Consider the following 13,884-nt stretch of genomic DNA (forward strand, 5'->3'; position numbering starts at 1 on the left):
AGTCAAGTCGAACCGAATCAAGTCGAGTCGAGTCGGGCCGAGGTAGCTCGGCAGGGCCGGGTCGGGGAGCGCCGGCCGCTCAGAACACGCCCGGGAACAGCACGTAGCTGAACAGGAGCGTGAGGACGCCGGTCGCGGTCCCGTAGTACAGAAGCGGGATGAGTTCGAGGCGGATGACGCGGCCCTCCTCGCCGACGAGGCCGACGACCGCGAGCGCGGCGACGACGTTGTGGACGGCGATGAGGTTGCCGATGGCCCCGCCGACCGCCTGCGCGCCCAGCATGACGGTCTTCGGCGTGCCGATCTGGTCGGCGACGCCGTACTGGAAGGTGCCGAACAGGATGTCGGAGACGGTGTTCGACCCCGCGAGGAACGCGCCGAACGCGCCGACGAAGGCGGCGAAGAACGGGTAGACGCCGCCCGCGATGCCGGCCATGCCCTCCGAGAGGACGATGAGCATGCTGTCGGTGCCCGTCGCGTTGCCCGACTGGAGCATGATTTGGACGGTCGCGACCGCGAACAGGAGCGCGATGACCGCCGGCGTGACTTTCTCGACGGTCTCGGCCCACGTGGCTTTGACCTGTTTCGCGTCCATGTCGTGGAGGCCGATGGTGGCGAGGTGGACCACGAGGAACACCGCACCGGGCAGGTAGAGCAACTGGAAGTCGCCGGTCAGCCCCGTGCCCCAGATGTCGGCGTACTCGAAGACGAGGTTCGACGTGAGGAAACTCGTCAGCGGGTCGAACACGCGGGTGACGACGAGCAGCGCCGCGACGAGGACGTACGGCGTCCACGCCTTCCACAGCGACATCTGCTGGACCGCCCCCCCGTCGGCGGCGACCGCGCCGCCGCGCTGGCTCGTCTCGCCGGGTTGGATGTCGCCGACCCAGTGGTCGGGCCACTCGGTCTGCGGCGCGAAGTCCCACTCCTCGTCGGGGTGGAAGAAGCCGGCTTTGAGCGCGGAGACGGTGAGCAGTAGCCCCACCATCGCGCCGACGAGGCCGGGGAACACCGGGCCGAGGAAGTAGGCCGTCAGGAAGTACGGCACCGAGAAGGACGCCCACGCGAACAGCGTGAGAGGAAGCACTGCGAGCGCCGGCCTGATGGAGCGCTCCTCGCCGAAGAAACGCGTCATCATGGCGACGCCGATGAAGGGGAGCAGGATGCCGACGACGACGTGGTTCATCGCCGCGAAGACGGCGATTTCCGACACCCACTGCTCGACGCCCATGCCCTGCGCGTCGAGCGCGTTCGTGATGACCGGCACGTCGTCGAAGATGTCTATCATCCCGATGATGAGCGGCGTGCCGACCGCGCCGAAGGTGATGGCCATGAGGTTCCCCGTCAGCGCGACCACGACGGCCGCGAGCGGCGGGAAGCCGAGGCCAACGAGGAGCGGGCCGACGATTGCCGCGGGCGTGCCGAAGCCGGCGGCCGCCTCGATGAACGAGCCCATGAGGAACACGAGCAGGACGACCTGCACGCGGCGGTCCTCGCTGATGGAGGCGAAGCCGTTGTTGATGGCGTCGAACGCGCCCGTCTGCTTGAGCGTGTACAGGAGCAGAATCGCCCCGAAGACGATGTACAGGATGTTCGAGGCGGTGATGAAGCCGTTGATGGTCGAGGCGATAATCCACTGCGGCGTCATGCCCCAACCGAGGACGCCGGCCCCGATTGCGACGACCCACGCGACGGGCATCGCCCGCGTCGCGGGCCAGTACCGCCCGACCATCAGATAGGCGATGGTGATGAGCGGGAGCAGGGCGATGAGCGCGTCGGTCGCGTTAACCATGCCGCACACCTCCGTAGTTCGTTCCAGCCTGTGCCGTTCCAGATTCGTGCCTGATGCGGTGCATCGTGGAATCCGATACACAACTTTTGTGATATATATCTATCGTTCGTCGCTATTCATGACATATCGGTCGGGGTCGTGTTACTCGGAGTACACAACCCAGTACACTCGTGAATATCCGGACAAATACGCGGTTAACCGGCGAATTCGAGTTTTACATGGTCTATCCTGTCGATTCGCGTTCGGAGCCAATCTTGGAAAACCGATTCTCGAAACGGCCACAACACACGTGTTTCCCGGCCATAATACACGAGTGAATTGGAGATTCACTCGTGTGCAAAGGCTTATGCAGTCGTGTAAACTGGAATTATCATGGACGATGAGTCTCGCGCGCGCTCTCGAAACGAGCACGGACAGTACGTGGGACGCATCTCGCTGGACGCCGTCTTGGACGTGTTCGAGGAGCGCGACGACGCCGCTCGCCCCCTCACCGCCACCGACGTGATGGAGGCGCTCGACTGCTCGCGGCGCACCGCGCACAACAAGCTGAACGAACTCGAAGAACGCGGCGACCTCGCCACCCGGAAGGTCGGCGCTCGGAGCCGGGTGTTCTGGGTTCCGATGCCCGCCCGCGGGGAGTCGACAGCGGGGCGGGCCGCCGACTCGACCGACCCGGCTTCGCCCTCCGAAACCGGGGCCTCGGGCGAGGCCGACGGTCCTGACGACTCGGACGCCCTCGACCACCCGCCCGCGGTCTCGTCCGCCATCGAGCGCGCGGACCTGCCGGGGAGCGGCCCGATGCTCGACGCCCGCCGCGAGGCGCTGTCGGCGGCGTACCAGTACCTCACCGACCACCCGGAGGCGAAGAAGGCGGACTTCCTGCGGGACGTGTACCACGACTACCCCGCCGGCTTCGAGTCGGCCGAGGGCTGGTGGAACGCGATTCAGCCGGCGCTCAAGCAACTGCCGGGCGTCGACCCGCCGGAAGAGCGCGGTCACATCTGGCACTTCCTCGGGGGGTAGTCCGGTTTTCGAACGTCACAGCCACCCTACGAATTTATACACCATCGGGCCACAATTCCGGCAAACGCATCGATGTCAAGCGATTCGCCGTCCGATAGTTCCGTTCCGGGGTGTCCCGTCTCGTGAGCGACGGTCGCCCCGGTTCCGACGCCGACGCGTCCGCGCGGTCGGACGCGCTCGACGAGTCGGACGACTCCGACGCGGACCTCTCGGACCTCTCGGAGTCCGCGCCCTCGACGGAACCGAGCGTCGCCGGCGGCGACGACGTCTACGCCTCCGAAGTCGAGGGAAAGCAGTACCGCGGCACGTGGTATCTCCCGCTTCGCTACGAGGAGTTAGAGGAGTCCGACGACTCGGACGACTACCCCGAGTCGGGCGACGGCGGGTCGTTCCGCCTCGCCGACCTCCCGCGGGTCCCGCGCGTCGGCCACGTCGTCGGCCCCTCGGCAATCATGCTCGGGGCGTCGCTCGGGAGCGGCGAGACGCTCTTTTGGCCCGTGTTGACCGCGCAGTACGGCTGGGCGGTGTTCTGGGCGTTCGTCGTCGGCGTCTTCACGCAGTTCCTCATCAACACGGAACTCCAGCGCTGGACGCTCGCCACGGGCGAGAGCATCTTCCGCGCGTTCGCACGCGTGGGGTCGTACTGGCCGTGGGCGTTCCTCGTCGGCGGCCTCATCAGCCTCGGCTGGCCGGGGTGGGCCGCAGGCGCGGCGCAGGTCGCCACGACGGCGCTCGGACTCGACGGGTCGGTCGCGCTCTTCGGCGCGTCGCTCGCGACGTGGAAACTCGTCGCCGCCGCCCTCATGGGCGTCATCTGGCTCTCGTATCAGGTGTCGTCGGTCATGTACAACGCCGTCGAGGTGTTCCAAATCGGCCTCCTGTTCGTCGCCATCGGCGCGGCCCTGCTCCTCGTCGCCGTCACCGGCTCGTGGGTCGAGTTCGCCGACCTCCCCGCGGCCGCAGGGTCGGTCGGAACGCTCCCCGAGGGACTGGACATCGCGGTCTTCCTCGGCGGCCTCGCCTTCGCCGGCGCGGGCGGCTACCTGAACCTCTCTCAGAGCCTCTGGATGCGGGAGAAGGGCTACGGCATGGGCAACTATCAGGGGCGCGTGAAGAACCCGCTCCGCGGCGACGACCCAGAACCCATCCAGCGCGACGGCTTCGCGTTCCGCCCGACGCTGACGAACCTCCGCCGCTGGCGCGGCTGGTGGCGCGTCGTCCAACTCGAACACCTGCTCACGTTCGTGTTCGGCCTGCTCCTCGTCGCCCCCGCGCTGATGAGCGTCGCCATGCGCTACGCGTCGGGGTCGACCGCCGACGCCATCCAGATGTGGCTCGGCGACGTCGTCCCGCTTCTCGGCCCGGTCGGCTCGTTTCTCGTCTTCGCCGTCCTCTTCGTCGCGCTGTTTACCACCGAGTACGCCATCGTCGAGTCGTTCGTCCGCAACAGCGCCGACGCCCTCTACGAGTCCTACGGCCGCGAGGCCGGCTGGGACCTCCCGAAGCTGTTCTGGCGGCTCCTCACCGCCTTCTGCGTCTGGGGCGTCGTCATCATCTTGCTTTTCTCCTCGCCGTTCGAGGGCCAAGAACCGTTCTTCTTCCTCGTCGTCGGGGCCGCGATGTCCGGCGTGATCATGTGGCCCTACACCGCCCTCGTCCTCGTGATGAACACGACGCGGCTCCCCGAACACGTCCAACCCGGCTGGGCGCGCGTCGTCGGCATGTGGTGGGCGACGGGCTTCTACGGCTACTTCAGCGTCCTCCTCGTCGGGACGTGGCTGACCACCCTCGGCCTCGCGACGTTCCGGACGGTCCCGACGGTCCTCGGCGGCGGAACCGGCGGCTACCTCCTCTGGGCCGGCTACTTCGTCGTGCAGGCCTACGCGGTGACGAAGTCCGCCGCCGGCAAGCGCGAGGCGGCCGGCACAGTCGCCGACGCGGACGAAGCAGTCGGCCGATTCCCCTGATTCGAATCGTTCATAATTAACCGACAGCGTGGCGCTCGAACCCGAAGAACGATTATGTAGAACGCGCTAGCTTCACGTATGTCAACCGGCACGGTTGCGACGTTCGAGGACTCCCTCGAACGACTCGAAGTAGGCTGGACACACGCGTCTCCCGATGGGCTGGCGGACGCGCTCGAAAGCGTCTGTTCGGACCCGACCATCGGCGTGGAACTCCCGTACGACGGGGCCGACCTCCCCGACTGGGTGAACACGGACCCGACCCCCGCGGACCTCCGCGAGGCGAACGCCGGAATCACGGCCGCGGGGCTGGGTATCGCGGACTACGGCAGCGTCGTCGTGCAGGGCACGCCCGACGGCATCGAACCGGTGAGCCTGTTCGGCGACCTCCACGTCGCCGTCCTCCGGCGGTCGGACATCGTCCCCGGCATGCCCGAGGCGTTCGACTGGCTGGGCGAGGAATTCCGCACGGGACGCTCCTCGGCCATCATCGCCACCGGCCCCAGCGCCACCGCCGACATGGGCGCGCTGGTGAAAGGAGCGCACGGTCCCAAGGAGGTCCACGTGGTGATTATCGATGAGTGAGGCGCGCGAGGCCAAGGCGGCGAAGATTCGACAGTTGATGGAGACCGAGGGCGACGCCGTCGGCACGAGCACCCGCGGGTTCAACGAGGGTCGCTACCAGTCGGTCCAGTCGCTCGACGACTACGACGGGCTGAAGTCCGAAGCGCGGGCCATCAAGGAAGACGCCATCGAGCGGCTCCCCGAACTCATCGACCAACTGCGCGAGACCGTCGAGTCCAACGGCGGCACGCTCTACATCGCCGACGACGCGGCCGACGCGAACCAGTACATCCGCGAGGTCTGCGAGGACAAGGAGGCCGAGCGCGTCGTCAAGTCGAAGTCGATGACCTCCGAGGAGATAGAGGTCAACGAGGACCTCGAAGCCGCCGACATCGACGTGGTCGAGACCGACCTCGGCGAGTGGGTCCTGCAGGTCGCGGACGAGTCCCCGTCGCACATCGTCGCGCCCGCCATCCACAAGTCGCGGGACGCCATCGCCGACCTGTTCAACGAGACGTTCGAACCCGACGAACCCCTCGAAACCGCGGAGGAACTCACCATGTTCGCCCGCGAACAGCTCGGCGAACTCATCGAGGGCGCGGACGTCGGCATGACCGGTGCGAACTTCATCACCGCCGACACCGGGACGATGGCGCTCGTCACCTCCGAGGGCAACGCCCGGAAGACCGCCGTCGTGCCCGACACGCACGTCGCGGTCGCCGGCGTCGAGAAGGTCATCCCGACCGTCGAGGACCTCCGGCCCTTCGTCGAACTCATCGGCAAGTCGGGGACGGGACAGGACATCACCTCCTACATCTCGCTTCTGACGCCGCCGGTCGAGTCGCCGACCGTCGATTTCGACGCTCCCGACACGCCGCTTTCGGCGACCGAGACGGACCGCGACTTCCATCTCGTGCTCATCGACAACGGGCGGTTCGACATGCGCGAGGACGACCAACTCCGCGAGACGCTCTACTGCATCCGGTGTTCGGCGTGTTCCAACGTCTGCGCCAACTTCCAGCACGTCGGCGGCCACGCCTTCGGCGGCGAGACCTACTCCGGCGGCATCGGCACCGGCTGGGAGGCCGGCGTCGAGGGCCTCGACAGCGCCGCGGAGTTCAACGACCTCTGTACCGGCTGTAGCCGGTGTACCACCGCCTGCCCGGTCGAAATCGACATCCCGTGGATAAACACGGTCGTCCGCGACCGGGTCAACCGCGGCGAGGTGTCCGAACTCGACTGGCTCGTCGAGGGACTCACCCCCGACGAGGAACCCGGCGGCGTCAGCCTCCAGAAGCGCTTCTTCGGCAACTTCGAGACGGCCGCGAAGGTCGGGAGCTTCTTCGCGCCCGTCTCCAACTGGGCCGCCGGCCTCGACGTCTCCCGCGACCTCATGGAGCGGTTCCTCGGCATCGACGCCCGCCGCGAACTCCCCGAATTCCAGCGCGAGACGCTGAAAGACTGGTTCGAGAGCCGCACCTCTCGGGTCGACGACCCGGTTCGTACCGCCGTGCTCTACCCCGACGTGTACACGAACCACGTGCAGGTCGAACGCGGGAAGGCCGCGGTCCGTACCCTCGAAGCGCTCGGCGTCGACGTTATCGTCCCCGACGTTCGCTCCTCGGGCCGCGCCCCGCTCTCGCAGGGCATGATTGCGACCGCGGAAGACCACGCTCACGACGTGTACGCCGGCCTCGCGGAGCACATCGACGACGGCCGCGACATCGTCGTCATCGAGCCGTCTGACCTCGCGATGTTCCGAACCGAGTACGAGAAGTTCCTGCCCGAGAAGTCCTTCGAGCGCATCTCGGAGGCCAGCTACGAGGTCATGGAGTACGTCTTCGGCCTGCTCGAACACGGCGCGGACGCCGACGCGCTCTCGGCTGGCGCGGGCGAGGGCGTCGCCTACCACAGCCACTGTCAACAGCGGACCCTCGGCCTCGAAGGCCACACCGAGGCCGTCCTCTCGGAGCTCGACTACGACGTCGCCACCTCCGACGTGGAGTGCTGCGGCATGGCCGGGTCGTTCGGCTACAAGTCCGAGTACTACGAACTCAGCGTCGACGTCGGCTCCGAGTTACAGGGGCAGTTCCAGACCGACGAGAACAGGGACCGAACGGTCGTCGCCAGCGGCACCTCCTGTCTGGAACAGCTCGATTCGCTGCTCAGCCGGCCGACGCAACACCCGATTCAACTGGTCGCGCCGCGGCGGTAACGCGCCCCGCTTTCGGCCCCCGCCGCGGCCGTCGTTCGCGGCGACTCTCTCGCCGTCTTCTCAACCGAACAACACGTCTTCGTCCGGTGATTTCTCGCCGGCGTCGGACGCCCGTCTGCCGCGCGTCTGCGCCCCGACTCGCGGGCTACGAACAATTAAGACCCGGCATCCCATGTTGGCGGATATGGACGGGACGCCCGAAGAGATTACGACGCTCGTAGGCCGGGAGGTCTACTCGAACAACGGTGTGTTCGTCGGCGAGGTCGAAGACGTCCGCCTCGACTTGGACCACGAGACGGTCACCGGCCTCGCGCTGACGGCGCTAAACGACGAACTGTTCCGCAACCAGATCGAACCCGGAAAGGGCGTTCTCATCCCGTATCGGTGGGTTCGCGCCGTCGGCGACGTCATCCTCATCAACGACGTCATCGAGCGCCTGAAGAACCCAGAAGAAGACGAAGAGTCGCTCGTCGCCTGACGTTCTAACTCCCGTTTCCGCTCTCGCCACCCTCCACGCCCATCGCACGGAAGAGCTTGCGCTTTACCGCCTCCTCGGTGAGTTGGAGGAGCGTGTCGCGGTTGTCGTCGTTGGACTCGATGCCCGTGAAGATGCCGAGCGGAATCTCGACCGACCCCTGCGTGGAGTGGCCGCCGGCCTCGCCGATGCCGGTGAAGGCGTCGCTCAGAATCTTCCCGATGTTCATGCGGATGTCCTTCGACCGCGCCGCGAGGTAGATGGTGTCGTCGGCGATGCCGAAAACCGCCGTCGTGGTGATTCCCTCAAGATTGAGGAGGTGCTGGGCCGCCTGCGTCAGCGCGTCGCGGTCGCGGATGAACCCCGCGTTCGAGACGAGATGCGACCCCTGCACGTCGCGGTTCTGGATGGCCTCGGCGAGCACGTCCAGCGTCTCCGGCGACATCGACGGCGACTCGACTTTCTCCAGCGTGTCGTGGTCGGCGAAGGGGTAGAGGTACGCCGCCGCGGTCAGGTCCGCGGGCGTCGTGTCGCGCTTGAAGTCGAGCGTTTCGGCGCGGATCCCGTAGAGAAGCGCCGTGGCGACCGCCTGCGACGGGCTGAGGTCGAACTCTTGGATGTACTTCGTGAGAATCGTCGAGGTCGACGAGACGTTCGGCCGCACGTCGGTAAAGCGGGCGTCGATGCCGTCGTCGGGTTCGAAGTGGTCGATAAACACCGTGATGTCGGCGTCGCCGAGGTCGGGCATCCCCGACTTCATGTGGTCGACGAGCGCGACAGCGCCGTACTCTTCGAGCGGTTTCGAGTCGCTCCGCGGGGTGAGTTCGATGCCGAGGATGTTCACGAACGCCCGATTCTCCTGGTGGCCCATGTCGCCCGAGTAGAGGATGTCGGCCTCGACGTCGTACTCGCGGGCGATGGCCTGTAAGGCGACCGCCGAGGCGAGCGAGTCGGGGTCGGGGTTGTCGTGGGTGAGGATGGCCATCCCGTGGTCGGTGTCGCGCAGGATATCGGCCAGTTGGCGGGCCTTGTATTCGAGCTCGCCGGACTCGACGCTTCGGAGCGCGGAGTCGGCGATGACCTCGGAGGGGTTGATGACCACGTCGGCACCGAGCTTCGTCAGTTCGTCCTCTGAGACGGGGTCGGAGGCGCGGACGACGATGAACTGGTCTTCGTCGCGGTCGCGGATGGTCGAGACGGCGGCCTTGTTGGCCTCGACGTCCGACGAGAGGATGAGAATCACGTCGCGTCCGGTGACGGCGTCGGCGAGCTCCGGGTCGGCGATGTTCGTGGTCTGCGCGTTCAAGTCCTGGTCGCGCAGGGCTTCGACGCGGCTTTCGTCCTTGTCGAGGATGAGGACGTCTTTTCCCTCGTCTGTCAGTTCCTCGGCGACCGCGTGCCCGACGCTCCCGCAGCCGAGTATCGCGTACGTAGACATCGAGGAAATGCTGACCCCTGCACTCATCGTTGCCCGCTACTCCGGCCGGCCGCCACTTAACACCCACCGTTTGTCCGTTGTTTCGCGCGTGTGCGTCCCTGCCGTCGTCGTACAGAAAGGAAAGTCATTTTACCTACCGGCAGTTACGAGAGATTGCAAGGGCCGGTAGCTCAGTTAGGCAGAGCGTCTGACTCTTAATCAGACGGTCGCGTGTTCAAATCGCGTCCGGCCCACTACTTCCTTCCAGACCAACTCCGACAGCCGAGGCGCTCCGTCTATATCACTCGGATAGCTGATAGGTGAGTGGCTTCCCACCCTCGGATGTTTTATGTCCCGCTCCGAACGCTACCGACTATGAACCAGAGCGACAGGACCGAACTGGTCCTCGTCTTCATCACGCTTCTCGTCGCCATCGTCTTCGGACTGGCCACGGGCGTCGAGGACCACTTCGACCCCGGACGGCTCCTTGCGGTTCTCACCCCGGACTTCGGGGTGCTTTTCGGTTCCGACGTCGTCGCCGGCGCGGTGCTCGTAGTGCTGTTCGGCGGCCTCGCGGTCGGCGCGAAACTGCTTTTCGACTCCTGACTACCGCCCGAGTGCGACCCACGAGTTCCCGCGCCCCGGCGACGGCGCGAGTCGAAGCGGGAACTCCGCGCCCGCCGCCGTCGAGGCGAGTCGCGCTCGCAGGTCCGAAGTCGAACACGCCACCACGGTGCGTAGCTCTCCGGTTTCGACCACCCGAACGGTCATCGCACCGTGGTCGTTCATCTCCCGCTCGACCCGAACGAGGCGCGTCTCCGAACCTCTCACCGTCGTCTCTCCACCCACCTGTTCCATGCAATGTGTCACTCGTCCTGAACGATAAAGTTCACTGCCGCTATCTGACGGGCTTTTATCTCGCCGACGGCGACCGCCGGTTCCGGAACTTCTTTTCGCCGGTTGACCGCACACAGCCCATGGACCGCACCCGTCTCAGATTCTGGACGCTGTATCTCACTCGGTTCGCCGGCGGTTTCGGCTTCATCACGCTCGTCACCCTCCTCCCGAAGTACATCAACGAACTCGACCCGAGCGCGGTCGTCGTCCCCGAGTTCGCCCTCGGCGGCCTCGCGCTCGGCGGCTTCTCGCTTTCCCGCGGCTTCGTCATCGGGATGTTCACCACCGGCTTCACGCTCGCCCAGACCGTCGCCGTCGTGCCGCTGTCGTGGGCCGGCGACCGCTACGACAAACGCCTCGTGCTCGCCGGCACGGTCGGTCTCGGCGCGGTCGTCTACGCCGCCTTTCCGCTCGTCGACTCCAGTCTCTCGTTCATCGTCGCGCGGGCCGCACAGGGCGTCGCCGTCACCGGCGCGGGGCTGATGTCGCTCGCGCTCGTCGGCGAACTCGCCCGCGAGGGGACGCGCGCGAACCACATCGGCAAGGCGAACGCCGCCCGCTTCGCGGCCTCCATCCTCGGCAGTATCAGCGCTGGCATCCTCTACGACCTGTTCGGCTTCACGCCCATCTTCATCGTCATCACGATTCTCCTGACCATCGCCGTCGTCGCCATCTGGGTGTTCCTCCCGCCGGACGAGACTCGCGTCCACGGCTTTCCGTTCACGGACCTCGCGCTCAACGAGCGCATCCTGACGATGGCGACGTTCCGCGTCCAGTACGCCGTCGCCGTCACCCTCGTCCGAACGTGGGTGCCCATCTACGCCGGCGTCTCCGCGGCCTCCGGCGGCCTCGAATACGGCGGCATCGCCGTCGCCGCCACCGTCGTCGCCGAGAAGTTCACCAACATGCTCTGTCAGCCCTACACCGGCCGCGTCTCCGACGGGTACGGCCGCGCGCGGTTCGTCTTCGTCGGCGGCGGCCTCTACGGTCTCATCGCGCTCGCCGTTCCCTTCTCGCCGGCAGTCGGCGAGGCGCTCGCGCTCCCCGCGACGTTCCCCCTCCTCGGCCCGCTTTCGCCCGCGTTCCTCCCGCTCGTCGGCCTCGCGGGTCTGCTCGGCGTCGCCGACAGCCTCCGCGAACCGGCCAGCATGGCGCTTTTCGCCGACGAGGGCTCCGGCGGCGCGGGCGTCGCCAGTAGCTTCGGCATCCGCGAACTCCTCTGGCGGCCCGGCAGCGTCGTCGCGCCCCTCCTCGGCGGCTACCTCATGGCCGAAATCGGCATGGAGTGGGTGTTCTTCGTCGGCGGCGCGGCGGCCATCACCGGCGTCCTCGCCTTCCTCGCGGCCCTGACGTGGACCCACGGGACCGACGCGCTCACGGCGTGGTAGGACTTCGCGCTTAATCTCTCGCGGCCCCTCTCTTTCTCATGCCCGACGACGCGCCGCCCGCGACCACCCGCGACCGCCCTGAGACCGAAGCGAGTTACGGCATTCCCGACTCGAAGGGAGGGCTCCTAGAGTGGCGCGTCGTCGAAGCCGCGTTCGCCGACGGCGAGGTGTTCTGGGTCGCGACGACCCGTCCCGACGGCCGACCGCACGCCCGCCCGGTCTGGGGCGTCTGGGTCGACGGCGCGTTCCACTGCGGCGGCGGCGAGCGAACCAGATGGGTCAGAAACCTCGCGCGCGACCCGCGCCTCGCGGTCCACACGGAAAGCGGGACCGACGTGGTCATCCTCGAAGGCGTCGCCGAGCGACTGGACGCGGAGACCGCCGACGAGGCCACGCTCGCCCGCGTCGACGACGCCTACGAGGCGAAGTACGGGATTCGCCACGGGACGCCGGTGTTTCGGATTCGACCCGAGCGCGTGCTGGCGTGGTCCGGATTCCCCGCCGACGCGACGCGGTGGCGGTTCGATTCGGCCTGAGCGCCGCTGTCTCGTTCCGTTCGATTCGTCTGTTTTCCACCGCAAATCGGATTTCATATCGCGCCATTTGATTTATTAGTGCGAGAGGCCGGTTCTGGTACTCCCTCGGCCGTTCTAACGCTCCGACACGCGGGCCTAGGGTCATTATCGTGTCACTCGTATCACACCGTATGGACCATCTCGAAACCCCGGCGGTACACCGGTTGCTCACCTCCCCCGCCGGCCGACTGCTGACCTCGCGCCCGTTCGAGGCGTTCAAAACCCGTTCGCTCCCCCGCGAGTTCGGCGCCGTCCGCGCTCGCGCCGCGGCCGACGTGGCGCTCTCGGAGGGGCCCGAAGCGTACCTCCGCGAGGTCGGCGCGCCGCCCGCGCCGCACCTCCACGACCGAATCGAACGCGCTCTCGCGCAGTACGCCCGCCTCCGCGGCGCGTACGACGAGACGATGGAGCGTTGGGAGCGCGTCTTCTGGGGCGACGAGGAATCGACGCCCGACGAGCGCGTCGCCGTCGAGCGCGAGCGCCGCGAGGTGTCGGAACGGCGGGCCAAACCGACCGACATCTTCGGCTTCCTCCCGAAGGAACACCTCGTGCCGCCGGTGAAGTTCGAGACGCCGTCGCCCGAGGACGCGCGGACCCGCTGGCACCACGAGCTCGCCGAACCCGAGCGACTGTACGGCTTCGCCGAGTCCAGCGCGGCCGAGGAGTTCCCCCGCGTCGAGCGCTCCGCGACCGTCCGCGGGCCGGGAACCGTCGAGTACCTGCTTCGCTTCCGGTCGCCCTCGCCGCACCTCAGCGACCGGGCGACCGCGCGGGTGTACGAGCCCGCCGACGCCACCGACGCCGACCTACCGACGCTCGTCTTTCACTCCGGGTGGGGGACGTTCGACGACCAGCTCACCTACTGGCCCGAAGAGGAGTACGTCGGCCGCGCGCTCGCCCCCGAGGGCTACCGGGTCGTCCTCCCCGACGCGCCGTGGCACGGCCGCCGCGAGCTACTCGGCCGGTACAGCGGCGAGCCCTACATCGCCAGCGCGCCCGTCGGCCTGTTCACGCTCTACTCGGCGGCCGCGCTGGAGACCGCCGTCCTCACCGACTGGGCGCGGACCGAGGGCGCGCCGGTCGTCGGCGTCGGCGGCGTCAGCCTCGGTGGAACCGTCGCGCTCCACGTCGGCGGCCGGTGCGGCGACTGGCCCGAGTCGATGCACCCCGACCTGCTGTTCCCCGCGGGGATGCCCGGCGCAATCGACCAGACGCTCCTCGCCGGCGGCCTCACGAAACTGCTCGACATCGACGACGCGCTCGACGCGGCCGGCTGGACCGGCGCGGCGCTCCACGAGTTCGCGCCGCTTTTGAACCCGCCGAAAGACCCGTGTCTCGCGCCCGAACGCGTCTTCCCGCTCGTCGGGACCCGCGACGAGATGGCTCCCGCCTCGACGGCCCGCGCGCTCCTCGACGAGTGGGGCGTCCCGAGGCCGAACCGCCGCGAGTGGGACTGCGGACATTTCGGCGTGCTCGCGAACCTCATCAGAGACGAGTCGTTCCGAACGACGGTCCGACGAGAGTTGGACGCGGCGGCGCGGAACCGCCGGAACAGAGAATCAGTTACCGCCTGA

Annotated in this window: 12 protein-coding genes and 1 tRNA gene; 10 read left to right on the top strand and 3 right to left on the bottom strand. The window is 67.4% G+C overall.

The window, feature by feature from the left end:
• Nucleotides 1-79: 79 nt before the first annotated feature.
• Nucleotides 80-1,792, bottom strand: coding sequence for an L-lactate permease (locus NDI65_RS00165; RefSeq protein WP_089777640.1), 1,713 nt, complete (start codon nucleotides 1,790-1,792; stop codon nucleotides 80-82).
• A 372-nt stretch (nucleotides 1,793-2,164) separates the two neighbouring features.
• Between NDI65_RS00165 and NDI65_RS00170 the strand changes: the two genes are divergently transcribed.
• The 5 genes from NDI65_RS00170 to NDI65_RS00190 all read left to right on the top strand — a co-directional run bounded on the left by NDI65_RS00170 (nucleotide 2,165) and on the right by NDI65_RS00190 (nucleotide 8,036).
• The gene (locus NDI65_RS00170) at nucleotides 2,165-2,815 is read left to right on the top strand and encodes an HTH domain-containing protein (RefSeq protein WP_089777641.1); all 651 of its coding nucleotides are present in this window, start codon (nucleotides 2,165-2,167) and stop codon (nucleotides 2,813-2,815) included.
• 122 nt (nucleotides 2,816-2,937) lie between these two features.
• On the top strand, nucleotides 2,938-4,782 hold the full coding sequence (locus NDI65_RS00175) for an Nramp family divalent metal transporter (protein WP_089779847.1): 1,845 nt from the start codon (nucleotides 2,938-2,940) through the stop codon (nucleotides 4,780-4,782).
• A gap of 78 nt (nucleotides 4,783-4,860) precedes the next feature.
• Complete coding sequence (locus NDI65_RS00180) at nucleotides 4,861-5,364, top strand: LUD domain-containing protein (protein WP_310893059.1); 504 nt, start codon at nucleotides 4,861-4,863, stop codon at nucleotides 5,362-5,364.
• The gene (locus tag NDI65_RS00185; protein ID WP_310893061.1) at nucleotides 5,357-7,558 is read left to right on the top strand and encodes an LUD domain-containing protein; all 2,202 of its coding nucleotides are present in this window, start codon (nucleotides 5,357-5,359) and stop codon (nucleotides 7,556-7,558) included. The genes NDI65_RS00180 and NDI65_RS00185 overlap by 8 nt, the downstream gene beginning before the upstream one ends.
• A 184-nt stretch (nucleotides 7,559-7,742) precedes the next feature.
• Nucleotides 7,743-8,036, top strand: a complete 294-nt coding sequence (locus NDI65_RS00190) for a PRC-barrel domain-containing protein (protein ID WP_004041580.1) — start codon at nucleotides 7,743-7,745, stop codon at nucleotides 8,034-8,036.
• Nucleotides 8,037-8,040: 4 nt separating this feature from the next.
• Here NDI65_RS00190 and NDI65_RS00195 read toward each other — a convergent pair whose 3' ends face one another.
• Nucleotides 8,041-9,498, bottom strand: a complete 1,458-nt coding sequence (locus NDI65_RS00195; RefSeq protein ID WP_004970563.1) for a DHH family phosphoesterase — start codon at nucleotides 9,496-9,498, stop codon at nucleotides 8,041-8,043.
• Nucleotides 9,499-9,630: 132 nt separating this feature from the next.
• Here NDI65_RS00195 and NDI65_RS00200 point away from each other — a divergent pair.
• Both NDI65_RS00200 and NDI65_RS00205 read left to right on the top strand, forming a co-directional pair.
• Nucleotides 9,631-9,704, top strand: a tRNA-Lys gene (locus NDI65_RS00200).
• Nucleotides 9,705-9,825: 121 nt separating this feature from the next.
• Nucleotides 9,826-10,056, top strand: a complete 231-nt coding sequence (locus tag NDI65_RS00205; protein ID WP_089777644.1) for a hypothetical protein — start codon at nucleotides 9,826-9,828, stop codon at nucleotides 10,054-10,056.
• Here NDI65_RS00205 and NDI65_RS00210 read toward each other — a convergent pair whose 3' ends face one another.
• Complete coding sequence (locus NDI65_RS00210; protein WP_089777645.1) at nucleotides 10,057-10,308, bottom strand: hypothetical protein; 252 nt, start codon at nucleotides 10,306-10,308, stop codon at nucleotides 10,057-10,059.
• A gap of 119 nt (nucleotides 10,309-10,427) precedes the next feature.
• Here NDI65_RS00210 and NDI65_RS00215 point away from each other — a divergent pair, with 119 nt between their 5' ends.
• The 3 genes from NDI65_RS00215 (at nucleotide 10,428) to NDI65_RS00225 (ending at nucleotide 13,884) form a co-directional block, all read left to right on the top strand.
• The gene (locus tag NDI65_RS00215; protein ID WP_089777646.1) at nucleotides 10,428-11,735 is read left to right on the top strand and encodes an MFS transporter; all 1,308 of its coding nucleotides are present in this window, start codon (nucleotides 10,428-10,430) and stop codon (nucleotides 11,733-11,735) included.
• Between the two features lie 38 nt (nucleotides 11,736-11,773).
• Nucleotides 11,774-12,271 (top strand): pyridoxamine 5'-phosphate oxidase family protein, encoded by a 498-nt coding sequence (locus NDI65_RS00220; protein ID WP_089777647.1) that lies wholly within the window; start codon nucleotides 11,774-11,776, stop codon nucleotides 12,269-12,271.
• A gap of 170 nt (nucleotides 12,272-12,441) precedes the next feature.
• Nucleotides 12,442-13,884, top strand: coding sequence for an alpha/beta hydrolase family protein (locus NDI65_RS00225; RefSeq protein ID WP_089777655.1), 1,443 nt, complete (start codon nucleotides 12,442-12,444; stop codon nucleotides 13,882-13,884).

The organism is Haloferax sp. S2CR25, assembly GCF_031624535.1.
In the GTDB taxonomy this organism is placed as follows: Archaea; Halobacteriota; Halobacteria; order Halobacteriales; family Haloferacaceae; genus Haloferax; species Haloferax massiliensis.